Raw genomic sequence first — 16509 nt, forward strand, 5'->3', positions numbered from 1 at the left:
TTTGATTATTAAATTTTATTATATATAATTTTTATTTAAAATTTGTAGTTAGTTTTCTATGTTCTATCGGAGTCACTTAATAAATAACTAACAATGCTTATAATATCATTTTTCATATATCCTTACAATAACAGCCGAGATTACCTTTATTTTTACAAATCATATATATAACTTGACAGTATATATATATATAATAGTATCGTAAGTTTTTCTTAACTTTTATTTAACTTAGGAGGAGATATGAGTAATAACAAAATGACAACATGTAAGACCTGTGGTAAGGAAATGGCAAAATCTGCAAAGGTATGCCCAAGTTGTGGAGCCAAAAACAAAAAACCGTTTTTTACAAAACCTTGGTTTATCGCAATTGTAGCACTAATCATCATTGGTGCTATTGCTTCAGGTGGAAAGTCTAAATCCGGTAATACAACTACAGTGGCTGATAAGACAAATTCTGATAATTCAGAAGTTAAAGATACTACTGCTGAAAGTACTACTGCAATAGAATATACCGACTATACTGTAGATGATTTGATGGCTCAACTTGAAGATAATGCACTAAAGGCAAGTAATGATCATAAGGGTGAAAATGTTCGTATAACAGGTAAACTAAATAATATTGACAGTTCAGGTAAATATATCAGTCTGGTACCTAATACCGACTTTGCTATTATAGGTGTTCAGTGCTACATAAAAAATGATGAAACAAAATCAAAAGTAGCAGAATTATCAAAAGACTCATTAGTTACACTTACCGGAAAGATTACTGACGTGGGTGAGGTACTTGGGTACAGTTTAAATATTGACAATATCGAATAATCACTATATAAAAAGAGACCTTTTGGTCTCTTTTTATAGTTCAAAATTATTTTCTATTTTATATATTTTTCAAAATCTTCTGCACTCATATCTGCCCTGATTGCCGCTTCATCAAGACTAAGTAATCCATCCTTTACCAATGATGTAAGCGTGTTTATGGTACCTCTTTTAATACCCTGTTCAATTCCTTTTTCTATTCCCTTTTCTATCCCCCTGGCCTCTACTCTATCCAGTACTTCACACATATTGACTTTCTCCTTTCCCTTGAAATCGTTTATCGTTTCTTCAAATCTGTTATCTCCTGTCATTGCAGACATTAATGTTAAAAGTTCTTCCACATGAGCAATATTCGTTTCATCAGCTATATAATCTCTATTTTCCCTCATTTGATACAGGTAATCAGCCAATATCCTAAAATCACTTTTAAATAGGTCTATCTTTTCTCTTTCAAGATAGGCTATTTCAAATAAGTTTATCTTAAAATCATTTACATAAGGACGAACATCTTCATCTATATCAAGAACTTCAAAAAGTCTTTTCGGATAATTCCATCTCTTCTCATATCCCAAGTACAATACCAATGTAATCACAGGATACTTTGTCCTGTCACTGTTTTCTTTTCTGCTTTGCTTTACATACTCTGCACCGTCATAACCAAATACTCTAAGAGGCATAAGTTTATTTGGTACTGTCTGATTTTCAAGTCCAAATAATGCGACATTGATTTTATTTTTACGCCAATACTTTGCTATATCTCTTTCCTGTGTTCTGACTCTTCCGTCAATCTTTAGCATACTCATCGGCAATGCATCCATAAGTGAAGATTCATCAACCATGTCTCTACCGGCAAACAAAAGTACATTTAAGATATCAGCAAATACATCATTATACTTTTCAAGCATCTTCTCCGTTATATCTTTATCTTGCATATCTCCTCCTTATTATACCAAAAAAATTTACTGTTGGATTATTTTTTGAAACTTAGAATTTTAGAAATTAAAACCATATAAGATACTTTAATTCTAATGTATATATCTTCAAAATACAATAACAATCTTATTTTTGTGCTTTCCAAACTGTGATCTATTTATCAATATACTTGATTAGCCAATTATTTATAGGAAAAATAGTATTTAATCACTTATTGAGAAAGTATGACTGATAAATTATCAATCATAAAAAAGACAGCTACTCGCTGTCTTTTTTATGCCCATTGTCACTTAGGATCTTTATTCTTATCCCCTACAACCCAGTAGTCACATATTTTCCCACCTGATGCCAATGTGCTTTCTCTATGTAATACGCCCTTTCCTTTCTCAAACATAAGATGATCGATATCGCAGCACATGGGTAAAAGATCCAGATAACCGTTGTCTCTTGCAAATTTTTCAATAGGACATCTTGTGAAGTGGTAATAAAAACCGTCACTGTGCAGCTCCTCATCAAAATTAAAGTCCCAAGTTTTATCCTTATACTCCGGATGTTTATCTGCCCAATCCGCCATTTTATGCATCCTGTCGGCAAATTTTTTCATATCTTTCGGATTATTTAAATCAAAACCGCCTTTGAGTTTTCCGATTAATTTGTTGTTTAAAAATTCCACAATTATTTCATTAAAATCATCTACAACAAAATCCCCTGCCCTGCACACCGCCATAAAAACATATGCCGAATAAATATTGCCGGCCATAGGGTTGTTAGATCCTATATCTTCAGTATTTTCAATCATCTGCCTGTATAAACCGCGAGCCTTTTTTAAACTTTCTTCAGTCTTATCCTTACCAAATTTTCTTATCATAGGTTTTTTCAAGAAAAAACTTATTAAACTAAAATATACCCCCTTGTATTTCATTAACCCCCCTTTAAACTTTTTACAAGTTAATTCTACTGATTTGTAAATGCTGTTTGTAAATTATTAAGTTCCAAAATTGCCGGTGCCTCTCTAAAGTTTTGGTATGCAAAGATTCCAAATCCTGAAACTTCTCCGGTTTCTCTTGCAGCCTTCACCTGCCTTAATAAGATATCATTATATCTTAACCATTCCGAAACGGCATTGCCGTCCTTTACATCCTTTCCGGTTCTGTAAAGTCCAAGACCTATATACAACTTTACATTGCTGTTACTCTTTCTCTTTAACTCCACCCAGCTGTTTAAACAATTTATATATGAATGTGGTGCCAATATACCTGTTCTTGTTTTTGCTTCAAAACCGTGGTATAGCTGTGGCATTATATAATCTATATATTCATTTGAATCCATCCATTTATCAATATCTACAAAATATGATTTATCACTTCTAAGATTTGATAAAAGCGCTACAGGACTGATTCCGAAAACCGCCTGAGGACGAGCTTCATGTACCGCCTTATATACATCTTTTACAAGCATTGACACATTTTCTCTTCTCCACTGTGTAATACCCAAACTGCTGCCTGAAACATCATATTCCGCCTTGTCAAAACTCTTTGCCGGATCACCGTCATTCAATGAAGGATAAAAATAATCATCAAACTGTACACCGTCAACCTCATAGTTTTTACAAATTTCACTGATTGAATTCACAAGATAGCTTCTAACCTCCGCACTTGAAGGATTCAGATAATAATTGCCGTCATGTAATAACACATTCCTCTGCTTTGAAGGATCTCCCATCCACTGCTTCACTATTGAGTTATCCGGTATATTTTTCATCATAGAGTTGGTAACTCTATAAGGATTTACCCAAGCATGAAATGAAAGTCCCTGTTTGTGAGCACTCTCAATCATATACTCCAGAGGATCAAAATTCGGATTCGAATCTTTTGTGACCATAAACTTTGACAATGGGAAGGATTTCAACTTCTGACCGTAGCTGTCCGAATGACTGTGCACATGGCAAAATATAGCATTCATTCCGCGATTTTTTATATCCGACATAACTTGATCTGCACGTTTCTTAAATGCCTCAACATCTGACGGCATCTCACTCCAGTCAATATATGAAAACCATACTCCTCTAAGTTCTTTTTGCTCTACAACTGCGCTTTTGACAGTACCGTTTCTCTTTACAGGTGTAACCGCCGCATAAACTTGCAAAGAGGCCAAAGTATTTATTATCAATACTATAGCTATAAGTTTGCCGATCAGTCCACTAAACCACGTTCTCTTCATCTTCATCTCGCTCTCTATTTTTTAAGTATAATAAAATCACTTAATATCATACTATAGCCAAGATAAAAAACCAATATCAACTTCCTTAAAGACTGATTACAAATACTTTTATCTAAGTTTCACTTCTATCGCCCCCTTTTTTGAAGTTTCAAATATAATACAACCGTTTTCTTTTAATGTCTCTATAGTTTCAGGACTTGGATGTCCGTAATGATTATTTTTTCCACAGGATATAACGGCATAATCGGGACTTACATTTTCTATAAAAGCTTTTAGAGAAGAATTCTTTGAACCGTGATGAGCTACCTTTAGTATATCCACTTTCCCTATATCAAAGTATTTTAATATGCTCTCCTCGCTGCTTTTACCGATGTCTCCTGTAAATAAGAGTCTTTTTCCATAAGTCTCTATAACAAATGTCTGACTTTGCTCATTCACATTTTCTTTATCCGATTTGTCAGGCCAAAGACAGTCTATCTTTAAATTTTTTCTTTCAAAACAATCACCCATACTCAAATATCTTATATTGCACCCGGCCTCAACTGCAGCTTTCTTTAATTCATCATATGACTTATCTTTCATTGCCTGATACGGAAGAAACATATTCTCTATTTTTATATCCGTTTCAAGAAGATACATTATTCCGCTTATATGATCGATATCTGAATGTGTGATAAAGCTCATCTCAATATCATCCACTCCCTTATATAAAAGAAAAGGCTCCATACTGTATTCACCCAAAGAAGGCTTTGATGTACTTCCGCCATCTATCAATATATCCAAATCATCAATATGCATATAAATGCCGTCACCCTGTCCCACATCAAGATACACAACACTTTCAGTTTTAAAAAAAGGATATAAAATAAGAACTGCAACTAAAGAAAGTAAAAGATATTTTTTTCTACACCCCAATACAGATATCGCAATTATACCAAGCAGTAAAATATAATAAATAAGTATCTGCCAAAACTTCGGCCTGCCAAATGCAATATAGTGATAAGGTAAATACTTGGCAGCAATACAAAGAAAATCATAAAATCTCAGAATTAAAACAGTAAATACACTTATATATTTATATAAAGTCAGTCTCAGTATATTTAAAACCAAAGAAAGCATAGAAGAATAAAGCACAAAGCTCATAAGCGGTATAACTAAAATATTGATTAAGAAAGCATATAATGGGAATGTATAAAAATAATATAATGTAACCGGTAAGGTCAAAAGCTGAACTCCGATACTTACGACAAGAATTTTAAATACTCTATAACTACAGGAGGATTTGTCCTTCTTTTCCACAGGCTTAAATCTTTTTATAATAAATGCAATCGGTCCTCCAAGACTTAAAACTGCCGCAAATGAAAGCTGAAAGCTTAATCCGAAGGGCTCAAACGGTGAAATAAGGCATATGCCTACCGCACTGATACTGAGTGCGGATATAATACAATAACTTCTCCCCAACACCTCAGCAATAAAATACAATATAAGCATAGTACTTGCTCTTACAATACTTACACCATCACCTACCAATAATCCGTAAAAGACCAAAAATACACTCGCAAGACTTGCTGAAAGCAAAAAACTTCTTTGCAGTATTTTTCTGAGAAGCTTGTAGAGTCCTATACCGAGCAATGAAACATGAAGACCGGAAATAGCAAGTATATGAGCTATTCCGCTTCTTTGATACAGTTTATAAGTACCTTTATCAAGTTCTCCCCTCATACCAAGTATGATTGCTTTTATAAATCCGGCTCTGTTGGACTCAAAAGTCTCATCTATTTTTGTACTAAGGTATTGTCTTAATAAAAAGAAAAACTCACCTACCTTATCATAACTTTTATCAACCACCCTATAATTGCTTACCGACATTTTTACATATATACCCTTGGTTTTATAATAGCTTTTTGCATCAAATTCACCGGGGTTGGTCCCTTTACTTATCTCTTCAGACTTCCCTTCAAACTTCACCCTATTCCCAATGTGAACGTCATTTAAAAAGATTTCATCTTTCAGATAGTAGATTACTCCTTCACAGATAATCATTGCATTATCATCTTTGAAAATAATATTTTTAACTCTTCCACATAATGAAGTGTTTTTTTCATTATTATCCACATCAGCTATAAAGTTATTCATATATCGGATTTCATATTTGATTCTTAAAATAAAGATACTGCATATCAGAAAAAATATCAGAAAGTAAATTAATTTGAATTTTATAATTTTTTTGTAATTTAGTACAAATAAGACCGCGACCGCGACGGGAATTCCCGCCGCAAGCCTGTATATACTGAAATAATACCCTAAAAGCTCTCCAAGCAAACAGGCCGTTACTATAAGTACACATGGTCTTTTCATTTTTTAATCCTCTTTTAGATAATCAAGATTTCTCTCTACAGAAGTTCCCAAAGAGATTGTATTATATTTTTTATCGGATTTTCCGTTCACAAGAATCTGCACTCTGCTTATATTAGGCAATTCGGAAAGCGAATCCACTATTGAGTATATTGTAATACTGTCAAGAACATCCGGTATTGCATTGAGGAAGGCCTCGTCAAAATTTACATAACAAATGCCCTCATTCATTGTAACACTTACCACCTTTGTATCACCTGGTATAGTAGCCTTCAAACCGGCTGTTTCAGGTCCTTTTATAAGCTCATCAACTATAATTCTCTCTTTTGACGTATTGATATCATAAAACACATCTCTTGCCTCTGTCACCAGCTCTGTCCCCGATTCATCTGCAAAGTAAAGCAAAAGTGTGGCTTTTTCAAAGCTGTTTATATTTGAAACATTATTTATAAAGTTGTTGGCACTTATAAGCCCTACATTTTCTCCCAAGACATTTACAAGAGGCTGGTCTCCTGAACGAATACTTATATATTCTATCCCCTCTATCTGTGTAAATGTCTTTGCCAAGGCCGCTCTTGCAAGTACTTCTCTGGTCACATCCATTTCCTGATAGTTTGTATCAAAGTTTAAATATAAAATATTTCCGTCTATATCAAATCCTTGGTATGTAACCTTGTCAGGTAGGGCTCCCACCGCTTCCAAATCATCCGGTACTTTTAAAAAATGTGTCATAAGTTCTTTTATCAGTCCGCTTGTATCGCTCTTACCTGAAGCTGCAGTGTATCGGCTCTCCACCAAAGTATTAATATTTGTATTTAAATAATAAATATTGTATTCATTTTCCGCTAAAGGTTGTATCTCCTTTTTCTTACAGGATACAAGAGTTATAGAAAGTAGAAGCATTAATATAATCACAAATTTGTTTCTCACTTCTTATCCCTCCTTTTTACATGGTTTAGAGGAATTCTGACTGTAAACGTAGTCCCCTCGCCCTCTTTACCGGAAACCTTTATAATACCGTCATGTAAATGAACTACATTCCTTGTAATAGCAAGTCCCAATCCGGTACCTCCTGTCTGCCTGGACCTTGCCTTATCTATGCGATAAAATCTTTCAAAGATAAGATCTCTATACTCAGGGGCTATTCCGTCTCCCGAGTCTTTTACCTTTATATAGAAAAACTTGTGATCCGCGTCAATACTTACCTTTACAAAACCGCCATCCTTGTTATATTTGATTGCATTTTCTATAAGATTATTTATGGCAAGTGACAACTTGGTCTCATCCACATCGGCACTTACCTCTCTGATGGTCTCAAAAGTCATTTCTATATCACGCTTTTGTGCTATAGGTCTCAGCCTTTTCAAGATTTGTTTTATAAGCTGATTTATATCAACCTGCTCGGTCACCAAAGTGGTAGCTGACTTATCAAGCTTCACCAAAGAGAGAAGATCGTCTATTATCTTTGCCTCTCTGTCTATCTCATCTGAAATATCTTGCATAAACTCCGCATACATCTCATTCGGTACATTTTCCATACTCATTAAAGAATCTGCCAATACTCTTATAGATGTAATAGGTGTCTTTAACTCATGAGATACATTAGCCACAAACTCATCTCTGGATTTATCTGCATCCTGTAGCTTTGCAAGAGTAGTATTGATATTCTCGGAAATAGATTTGGTCAACTGATATTCATTGTGTTCTATCTTTTGATCAAGCTTTCCATAACCTATGCTTGATATGTCATCTCTTAAATTTATAAGCGGTCTTAACAGTCTTCCGCCTATGATAACGGAAAGCACAAATACTATTGCTGTAAGAGTTATATATAAAAACCTCTCGGTATTTCCAACACCTTCGGCTACTGAGACCAGATTCTCTGTAGACGCAATAAACATTAAGACTCCGTCTATATTCTGATTATCAATATTCTCATATATCGGCATTGTTTGCAAAATATATGATTTGGTCTTATTGTATATATTTGTATTGTTTCCGTTGAATGTTTCTATTATTTCCGGAGAGATATTTATCTTACCTGTTGCCAGATTAAAAGTATCTTCAATAGTTGTATAGGATTTATCTATTATAACTATTCTACCGTTATATATATCCGCCACTGTATCTATCTCGGATCTTATAACCTCTCTGTTATCGGAATTTTTCAAAAAATTTCCTCTTGTGAGCTTATTGCTGAGCATAAGACATTTTGTCTGCAACTCTATTTTTCTGGCATCAACTCTTGAGGTGAAATTTGTACGACTTACAATTCCTCCATATATAAATATAGGTAAGACACCGAAAAGTAAAAATACTACAGACAAAAGCACTCTCAAATTTATAGGAGGCAGTTTAAATTTCGTTTTTTTCTTTTCAACATCCATAATCTTACTTATTACTTGACTTTCTTGCTGCAGCAATAGCTACTGTTCCCGGTCCGATATGTGTTGCCACCGAAAGTGAGAGATTAACTATATCCACTTTTCCAAAAACAGGCTCAAGCTCTGTTGCAAATTCATTTGCAAAATCAAGCGCATCGTACTGTGCTATCATTACTCTGGAATTTTTAGCATCCGGATCATCAAGTCTCTCCGCAAGATCCTTTTTTAACGCTTCAAGCATTATCTGCTTTGCCTGTTTAAATGTTCTGGCTTTTCCATAAGCATCAATCTTGGATTCATGAATTTGAAGTACAGGCTTTATCTTCAGCAATGAAGCAAGAGCGGCTGCCATAGGTGTAATCCTTCCGCCCTTTTTAAGATATTTCAAGTCACTTACCATCAAATAGATTCCCGACTTGCCTGCATCGGCTTCAAGCTTCTCCTTTATCTTTTCAGGTGACATGCCCTCTTTAAGCATCTCTATTGCATCCAAACCGGCACTTATCTGTGTGATTGATATTCTCTTATTATCCACTACAAATACCTTTCCAAAGAACTCATCCTCATTTGAAAGCATTATTGCTGTATCACATGAACCTGAAAGCCCTGATGTCATAGGTATATGTATTATTGAATCATACTCTTTTAAAAGTTCAGTCCACAGATTCATCACCTCTTCAGGTGAAGGCTGTGATGTCACTATATCGGCACCGTTCTTTTGTAATCTTAAGAACTCATCATATGTAATATCCTTACCGTCCAGATACTCTTTTCCGTCTATCATAAACGGCATAGGCAAAATATACATGCCAAGTTCTCTTGCCTCTTCCTTTGTCAAACCACTGTTACTATCCAATACAACCGCTGTACTCATTAGCCTCTATCCTTACCCTTTGCTATTTCATCAATTACATTATTTTTAATCATATCATCTATGATATCATTTCCGCTTTTTTCTTCATCCTCTTCCATCTTTGCATGCAACACATAGACTGCACATACAAAGACAAGTATCAAGATGAGCACTGCTATTCTGATCATTTAACCACTTCCTTTATAATTCTGAGTGCATTTTTATATGTTATATTTTCAATAAGACTTGCGCTAAAGCCTTCCCTCTCCATCGCATCTGTCAGGCATCCGGTTCCCCCGGCATCCTTCCACTCTAAAATATCACTGAATCCGTCATAGTCTGAGCCTAGAGCTACAAACTCGCTTCCTCCGACATTTACCATATATTTAAGCATATCTATAGTATCGTCTATATAGGCTTTTCTTTCTCTGTTTGAAAAATTCTTCGATAAGAACTCAGGATAAAAGTTAAGCCCTGAAATACATCCTTTATTTGCCATCTTCTTTATCATATCATCAGTCAAATTTCTTGGATGATTGCATATGGTTCTGGCATTTGAATGACTGGCAACAAAAGGCTTTTTTGCAATATCAATTATATCATAAATTCCCGCATCCGAAAGATGTGAAACATCAACTATTATTCCCAACTCTTCCATTTTTTCCACAACTTCAAATCCGAAAGGTTTAAGACCGTTGACTTTATCAGGAGTATAGCCGACACATTCTCCGTTTTCTATAATTCGTTTATTACCGAAGCCTATGCAGTTTTCAAAATTCCAGGTAAGAGTAATCATCCTTACACCTCTGTTGTAGAAATGTATAAGATTTTCTATACTGCCCTCTATCGCCTCACCCTCTTCTATTGTGAGGAATGCCGAAATCTTATTGTTTTCCTTGTTTTTTTGGATATCGCTATAGCTTTTTGCAAAAGCAATATCAGACGAATTTTTCTCTATTTCTTCTTCATACAAATCAATCAGTTCATTTACATATTTATACGGTGAGTTCACCTCTTTTAAATATGTAAACATAGCAAAGCATTGTAAAAGTACATCTGATTTTTTCAGCTTGTTTATATCAATCATTAAATCATTCTCTTTTAGACTTATACCTTTATTTTTATATATTTCACTGATTGTATCACAATGTAAATCAACTATCATGTTTCCCCTTTTTTCAAATCCTTATGCCACCATTTTCCTGATATAAATCTATATGCAAAATTTGACGATCGAAATACCCAGTCTATAATCATTGCACACCATACACCTATTGCTCCTATATGAAAAACATTGGCTATAAAAAGTGATGTTGCAAATCTGAATACCGCCATTGAAAACAGACTTACTATCATAGTAAACTTTACATCATTTCCTGCTCTTAGTGCATTTGGAAGTATAAAGCTTAAAGGCCATAAGAATACCGCCATTCCCATATGTATCCATACCAATACAGCAGTCAACTCCTTTGTGGCATCAGATACATTATATATGGAAATAAATACATTTTGAAATCCCAATATAAATATAGTAGGAATTATAATGACCACATATCCTATAAACATCAGTTTTTTCACATAGTATTTGGCCTCTTTATAGTTTCCTGCGCCCACACATCTTCCTATGACCGTAATCATGGCAATACTGATTGCATTGCCCATGTTTACACCAAGTCCGTCAAGATTATTGGCTATAGCATTAGCAGCTATCTCCACTCTTCCGAAATTTGAAATAATTGAAACTACCGCAACTCTTCCGACCTGAAACAATGAGTTTTCGATTCCTGAAGGTATTCCTATATAAAGTATCCTTCTCATATAGTCCATTCTCAGTCTGAATACCTCTTCTATCTTCAAATAAACTATAGCATTTTTATTCCTTGATGCAAGTATTGTTATAGCAATAGCAGCTACGCCTCTTGAGATAACACTTGGTATAGCCACACCGGCAACTCCCATATGTAATACAAAGATTCCGACACTGTTTCCGACTACATTTATTATATTCATAAGTATGCTGACTTTCATGGAAGTCTTTGAATCTCCTATGCTCCTGTATATAGCCGCACCTGAATTATATATTGCCAGCATCGGGAAACTTATTGCGGTTATTGTCAAATACTGCTTGCTTGCCTCAAACACCTCATTATCTATATTACCGAAAAGTATTGATATAAGAGTATGAGCAAATATTATAACAAGTATGGAAATAATCACGGAAACAGAAAATGTCATAATCTCAAGCTGAGCCGCCGCAGTGCATGCATCATCGTTTTTTCTTGCACCTATAAACTGGCTGATTACTACGGCACCACCGGTTGCAAGTGCAGCCAGCAAAGATATAAGCACATTGTTTACCATATCAACAAGAGACACTCCGGATACTGCCGCTTCACCTGCAAAGCTTACCATAACGGTATCCGACATTCCTACAGCTATGGCCAGAAACTGCTCGATAATCAGCGGAACTATAAGCAGTTTCAAATCAGTATTACTGAATAATTTTCCGGCATATTTTTTATTATCCTGCTCCATATATTCTCCATATAACTGTCGCTTTATAAGTTCTCACTCACCAGTAAATATCCCGAATGTGGTTCTATCTCCATGCTCACATGGCCGTTATCATTAAAATATGTTACTATTCCTACATTGTAACCTGTAGGATTTGTATATATTACTCTGCTTATAGCCGCATTATCTCTCATGCCTGTGAGATAGAGCGGAATATCTATTTTCTTTTTTTCTCTTCCGGTATGAATTATAATTACAGATACATTATCTTTTAAAACTCTGGCATAACCTACTATACCGTCTTTTGAAATAAGTTTTATCAAAGATCCATGTTTTAACTCTTTTCTTATTCTATGCCATCTGTTCATATATCTGTGATACTCTAAAAGTTCAAGATTTTCATTTCCCCATGGATACGTTCTCCTGCTGTCCGGATCTGTAAAACCGCATACTCCGACCTCATCGCCGTAGTATACTGTAGGTGCACCCGGCAGAGTTAGCTGCATCATTATGGCCTGTCTCATAATCTCAAGCTTTACACCTGAACTTGCATCCTCTGATTTATGAGTATTTATTCTTCCTACAATACCGTTTGTCCTTGTTAAGAATCTGGAATGATCATGATTTGAAAGCTGAATCATGGATACAAGTGCTACATCATAATGCATCTTTCCAAGTGCATTCTTTAACATCATAAAGAACACATCCGCATTTCCCTTAAGGCTCATATCCTCTCTGTCCGAATGTTTCTCTAAGCCTGTCAAAAACCAGCTCACCGGCTCCATAAAGCCGTCATAGTTCATTACTCCGTCCCAACACTTGCCGTCCAGCCAAAAGCTCGGATCTCCGTAATGCTCGGCAAGAATAATTGCATCCTTGTTTACGGATTTTACCGCTTCTCTGAACATTGTCCAAAACTTATGGTTAAACTCTTTTGTATAGCCAAGATCTGCCGCTACATCAAGTCTCCAACCGTCCACATTAAAAGGCGGTGATATCCATTTCTTTGCAATTCTAAGTATCTCATCAACCAGCTTTTGACTGTTTTCATAGTAGAGCTTCGGCAAAGTATCATGTCCCCACCAGCCGTCATACTCTGTTCCGATAAAGTTAAAATATGATCTGAACTCACTTTCTTTTGACCAATATGCACCTATCGGATATTCTTCATCTGCTCTTTTATAGATTCCTTCTTTATCCATCCACTTATTAAAAGATCCGCAGTGATTAAATACCCCGTCTATAATAACTTTGATATTTCTTTTATGAGCCTCATTTACAAGTTTTATAAACACTTCATTACTTGCTTCAAGATTTTTTTTACTTGTAACTCTTTTTACATACTTTGTGGCATTTTTATTGTCACTGTCAAACTCTCCCAGAACTCCGTCCGTGTCCTCAACAATTTTTCCTATATGTGGATCGATATAGTCATAGTCCTGCGTATCATATTTGTGATTTGAAGGTGATACAAAGAGAGGGTTAAAGTATATCACCTCAACCCCAAAGTCCTTTAAGTAGTCCAGTTTTTGTAAAACGCCCTCCAAGTCTCCGCCATAAAAATATCCCACATCAAAGTTTGAAGGATACTCATTCCAATTTTCCTTATGTTTTACAGGTAAACCTATATATATGTATTCATCATCCACAACATCATTTGTTTCGTCTCCACGATTGAATCTGTCGATGAAGATTTGATACATCAAAGCCCCCTTTGCCCAATCAGGCAAAGAGAAATCTTTATTATATTCAAACAATGTGTCTTCTTTTAAATAATCCGTAACTCCGAATCTCGTATAAAAGAGAGTTCTTCCACCCTCATTTATTTTAAAATAATATTTAAAATAATTTACATCATTCAAATCAGCGTAGTAATAATCAAAGTATTCACTTGAACGAAGCTTTTCCATCTTTGATTCACTGCCGTCAAAATGATTTACCAGAAAAATCTCCGGCTTATCATCCTTAAAAACCCTTATCTGTATTCTTATTTCCTGTCTATTTTTAAGGCTTTGTAATGATATATAATCTATCGTTTCATCACTAAAAATACCTTCAATATTCATTTAAAATAACGCCTCAAATTCTTCAAAACCTATCTTTTCTTTCTCTATAAGAAGCTTTGCACATGACTCAAGCACATACTTTCTATTCAATATTATCTCTTTCGCCTTTTTGTAGCAGTCATTGATAATATTTCTGACTTCCTCATCAATCATACTTGCAGTCTCTTCGCTGTATCCCTTTGTCTGGCCGAAGTCTCTTCCTATAAAAATTTCATCACCTTCATTGCCGTAATTTACAAGCCCGGCTCTCTCGTTCATACCGAACTCCATCACCATTGCCTTTGCAACCTTTGTCGCCTGCTTTATATCTGAACTTGCACCTGTCGTAATATCACCGAAGATGATTTCTTCCGCTATTCTTCCTCCAAGACTTACCATTATATCCTTTAACATCTTGGATTTTGTATTAAACATCTGATCCTCACCCGGCAAAGGCATTGTATATCCTGCAGCACTTACACCTGTAGGTATAATGGAAATAGTATGTACCGGTCCTACTCCTTCAAGTTCTCTGAAAAGTATGGCATGTCCGGCTTCATGATATGCTGTAATTGCCTTTTCCTTTTCAATTACTACTCTTGATTTCTTTTCCGTACCTATTCCTACTTTTATAAACGCTCTGTTTATATCATCTGCACAAATATAAGCCTTTCCTTCCCTTGCGGAAAGTATTGCCGACTCGTTCATAAGATTTTCAAGGTCCGCACCTGTAAATCCTGAAGTCTGTCTCGCCACTGAATGTAAGTCTACATCATCGCCTAAAGGCTTTGATGAAGCATGTATCTTCAATATTGCTTCTCTTGCCGCCACATCAGGTCTGCCTACTGCAACTTTTCTGTCAAATCTTCCCGGTCGAAGGAGTGCCGGATCCAAAATATCAACACGGTTTGTAGCCGCCATTACTATTATACCTTGATTTCCTCCAAAGCCGTCCATCTCCACAAGAAGCTGATTTAGAGTCTGCTCTCTCTCATCGTGACTTCCGCCAAGTCCTGAGCCTCTTCTTCTGCCGACCGCATCAATCTCATCAATAAAGATAATACATGGAGCGTTTTTCTTGGCATCCTCAAAAAGATCTCTGACTCTGCTTGCACCGACACCCACAAACATCTCCACAAAATCGGAACCTGATATTGTAAAGAAAGGTACTCCGGCTTCGCCTGCTACCGCCTTGGCTAAAAGAGTTTTTCCGGTTCCTGGAGGTCCAACCAATATAATTCCTTTAGGAATTCTGGCACCAAGCCTTGTGTACTTACCGGGGTCCTTTAAAAAGTCTACAACTTCAGCCAGTTCTTCCTTCTCTTCTTCAAGTCCTGCAACCTTTGAAAAGTTTATATTTGCCGTCTTTACGATTCTGGCTCTGCTCTTTCCGAAATTCATCATCTTATTATTGCCGCCACCGCCGCCTGCCGCAATCTTTCCGTTCATATACATAACGAAAAACATTACCATAGCGACCGCAAGTAATACCGGCAATATGGTATTTGTAAATACGCTCTCTCTCGGAACATCATCTAAGATATATGTTATATTCTTAGATTCCATTTTTTTGATGAACTCATTTACATCAGATATAAAATAATGTACTTCCGATTTCCCGTACTTCTCCTGATTCTTGAAGTAAATTATAGCCTCACCTGTAGGGGTTTGTGAATTCTGTCTTATCTCGATCAGTCCGATATTATTTTCTTCAATTACGCTGTTAAACTCAGCAGAGTTAAGTTTTGTAATACTAAGCTGATTTCCCATGTTAAATATCAGCCATACTATAAGTGCCACAACAAACAGTAAGAAAAACATTCTTACCGGATTATCCGTTTTTTTCATTTTTCTCCAATCTGGTCAGAAAGCTCCATAACCCCGATGTATGGAAGATTTCTATATCTCTGGTCGTAATCAAGTCCGTATCCCACCACAAACTTGTCCTCTATTTCAAAGCAAACATAGTCTACATTAACATCCTTTTCTCTTCTGGAAGGCTTGTCTAAAAGAGTACAAAGCCTTATTGACTTCGGTCCTCTCTTTTCCAATATATCAAGAAGATATGACAAAGTATTACCCGAATCAATGATATCTTCTACCACAAGTACATCCTTACCCGCTATACTGTCGTCCAGATCCTTTATTATCTTTACAACACCTGAGCTTGTAGTTTCAGCACCATAGCTTGAAACACTCATGAAATCAAGTCTTACATTCAAATCAAGTCTCTTGGCAAGGTCACACATAAACATTACTCCACCCTTTAACACACATATAAGTATCAAGTCTTTGCCCTTGTAATCCGCATTGATTTTTCCTGCAATCTCCAGAATCCTTTTACTTATCTCCTCTTCCGATATCAGTACTTCAACCTTTTCTTTCATCT

Annotated in this window: 14 protein-coding genes; 1 reads left to right on the forward strand and 13 read right to left on the reverse strand. The window is 35.7% G+C overall.

Features of this window, described 5'->3' with window-relative positions:
- Nucleotides 1-240 precede the first annotated feature (240 nt).
- Nucleotides 241-819: an OB-fold protein gene (locus HMPREF1135_RS09145; RefSeq protein WP_007594489.1), complete on the forward strand. Its 579-nt coding sequence runs from the start codon at nucleotides 241-243 to the stop codon at nucleotides 817-819.
- 53 nt (nucleotides 820-872) lie between these two features.
- Here the strand turns inward: HMPREF1135_RS09145 and HMPREF1135_RS09150 are convergent, their stop codons facing one another.
- From HMPREF1135_RS09150 to hpt, 13 genes are all read right to left on the reverse strand, one after another.
- The gene (locus HMPREF1135_RS09150) at nucleotides 873-1748 is read right to left on the reverse strand and encodes an Rpn family recombination-promoting nuclease/putative transposase (RefSeq protein WP_007594491.1); all 876 of its coding nucleotides are present in this window, start codon (nucleotides 1746-1748) and stop codon (nucleotides 873-875) included.
- A gap of 287 nt (nucleotides 1749-2035) precedes the next feature.
- Nucleotides 2036-2671: an L-2-amino-thiazoline-4-carboxylic acid hydrolase gene (locus HMPREF1135_RS09155; protein WP_007594493.1), complete on the reverse strand. Its 636-nt coding sequence runs from the start codon at nucleotides 2669-2671 to the stop codon at nucleotides 2036-2038.
- 32 nt (nucleotides 2672-2703) lie between these two features.
- Complete coding sequence (locus HMPREF1135_RS09160; protein WP_007594495.1) at nucleotides 2704-3975, reverse strand: glycoside hydrolase family 10 protein; 1272 nt, start codon at nucleotides 3973-3975, stop codon at nucleotides 2704-2706.
- A 102-nt stretch (nucleotides 3976-4077) separates the two neighbouring features.
- Entirely contained in the window at nucleotides 4078-6327 is a 2250-nt protein-coding gene (locus tag HMPREF1135_RS09165; protein WP_007594497.1) for a DNA internalization-related competence protein ComEC/Rec2, read from the reverse strand.
- Between the two features lie 3 nt (nucleotides 6328-6330).
- Nucleotides 6331-7254 carry a GerMN domain-containing protein gene (locus tag HMPREF1135_RS09170; protein ID WP_007594500.1) on the reverse strand — a complete coding sequence of 308 codons (924 nt, stop codon included), beginning with the start codon at nucleotides 7252-7254 and terminating at the stop codon, nucleotides 6331-6333.
- Nucleotides 7251-8711 (reverse strand): sensor histidine kinase, encoded by a 1461-nt coding sequence (locus tag HMPREF1135_RS09175; protein WP_007594502.1) that lies wholly within the window; start codon nucleotides 8709-8711, stop codon nucleotides 7251-7253. The genes HMPREF1135_RS09170 and HMPREF1135_RS09175 overlap by 4 nt, the downstream gene beginning before the upstream one ends.
- 4 nt (nucleotides 8712-8715) lie before the next feature.
- Nucleotides 8716-9582, reverse strand: coding sequence for a DegV family protein (locus HMPREF1135_RS09180; protein WP_007594504.1), 867 nt, complete (start codon nucleotides 9580-9582; stop codon nucleotides 8716-8718).
- Entirely contained in the window at nucleotides 9582-9749 is a 168-nt protein-coding gene (locus HMPREF1135_RS09185; protein ID WP_007594506.1) for a hypothetical protein, read from the reverse strand. The genes HMPREF1135_RS09180 and HMPREF1135_RS09185 overlap by 1 nt, the downstream gene beginning before the upstream one ends.
- Nucleotides 9746-10726, reverse strand: coding sequence for a dipeptidase (locus HMPREF1135_RS09190; RefSeq protein WP_007594508.1), 981 nt, complete (start codon nucleotides 10724-10726; stop codon nucleotides 9746-9748). The genes HMPREF1135_RS09185 and HMPREF1135_RS09190 overlap by 4 nt, the downstream gene beginning before the upstream one ends.
- The gene (locus tag HMPREF1135_RS09195) at nucleotides 10723-12096 is read right to left on the reverse strand and encodes an MATE family efflux transporter (RefSeq protein ID WP_007594510.1); all 1374 of its coding nucleotides are present in this window, start codon (nucleotides 12094-12096) and stop codon (nucleotides 10723-10725) included. Before HMPREF1135_RS09195 ends, HMPREF1135_RS09190 begins: the two co-directional genes overlap by 4 nt.
- Nucleotides 12097-12119: 23 nt before the next feature.
- Nucleotides 12120-14141: a glycoside hydrolase family 13 protein gene (locus HMPREF1135_RS09200; protein ID WP_007594512.1), complete on the reverse strand. Its 2022-nt coding sequence runs from the start codon at nucleotides 14139-14141 to the stop codon at nucleotides 12120-12122.
- Complete coding sequence (ftsH, locus tag HMPREF1135_RS09205; protein WP_007594514.1) at nucleotides 14142-15968, reverse strand: ATP-dependent zinc metalloprotease FtsH; 1827 nt, start codon at nucleotides 15966-15968, stop codon at nucleotides 14142-14144.
- Nucleotides 15965-16507, reverse strand: a complete 543-nt coding sequence (gene hpt, locus HMPREF1135_RS09210; protein WP_007594516.1) for a hypoxanthine phosphoribosyltransferase — start codon at nucleotides 16505-16507, stop codon at nucleotides 15965-15967. The genes ftsH and hpt overlap by 4 nt, the downstream gene beginning before the upstream one ends.
- Nucleotides 16508-16509 lie beyond the last annotated feature (2 nt).

The organism is Lachnoanaerobaculum sp. OBRC5-5 (assembly GCF_000296385.1).
GTDB lineage: Bacteria > Bacillota > Clostridia > Lachnospirales > Lachnospiraceae > Lachnoanaerobaculum.

Excerpts from the sequence above, each read along its gene's own strand:
- HMPREF1135_RS09190 (WP_007594508.1), bottom strand. The coding sequence starts at position 10,726 with ATGATAGTTGATTTACATTGTGATACAATCAGTGAAATATATAAAAAT.
- HMPREF1135_RS09155 (WP_007594493.1), bottom strand. The coding sequence starts at position 2,671 with ATGAAATACAAGGGGGTATATTTTAGTTTAATAAGTTTTTTCTTGAAA.
- HMPREF1135_RS09175 (WP_007594502.1), bottom strand. The coding sequence starts at position 8,711 with ATGGATGTTGAAAAGAAAAAAACGAAATTTAAACTGCCTCCTATAAAT.
- hpt (WP_007594516.1), bottom strand. The coding sequence starts at position 16,507 with ATGAAAGAAAAGGTTGAAGTACTGATATCGGAAGAGGAGATAAGTAAA.
- HMPREF1135_RS09200 (WP_007594512.1), bottom strand. The coding sequence starts at position 14,141 with ATGAATATTGAAGGTATTTTTAGTGATGAAACGATAGATTATATATCA.
- HMPREF1135_RS09160 (WP_007594495.1), bottom strand. The coding sequence starts at position 3,975 with ATGAAGATGAAGAGAACGTGGTTTAGTGGACTGATCGGCAAACTTATA.
- HMPREF1135_RS09150 (WP_007594491.1), bottom strand. The coding sequence starts at position 1,748 with ATGCAAGATAAAGATATAACGGAGAAGATGCTTGAAAAGTATAATGAT.
- HMPREF1135_RS09165 (WP_007594497.1), bottom strand. The coding sequence starts at position 6,327 with ATGAAAAGACCATGTGTACTTATAGTAACGGCCTGTTTGCTTGGAGAG.
- HMPREF1135_RS09145 (WP_007594489.1), top strand. The coding sequence starts at position 241 with ATGAGTAATAACAAAATGACAACATGTAAGACCTGTGGTAAGGAAATG.
- HMPREF1135_RS09195 (WP_007594510.1), bottom strand. The coding sequence starts at position 12,096 with ATGGAGCAGGATAATAAAAAATATGCCGGAAAATTATTCAGTAATACT.
- ftsH (WP_007594514.1), bottom strand. The coding sequence starts at position 15,968 with ATGAAAAAAACGGATAATCCGGTAAGAATGTTTTTCTTACTGTTTGTT.
- HMPREF1135_RS09185 (WP_007594506.1), bottom strand. The coding sequence starts at position 9,749 with ATGATCAGAATAGCAGTGCTCATCTTGATACTTGTCTTTGTATGTGCA.
- HMPREF1135_RS09180 (WP_007594504.1), bottom strand. The coding sequence starts at position 9,582 with ATGAGTACAGCGGTTGTATTGGATAGTAACAGTGGTTTGACAAAGGAA.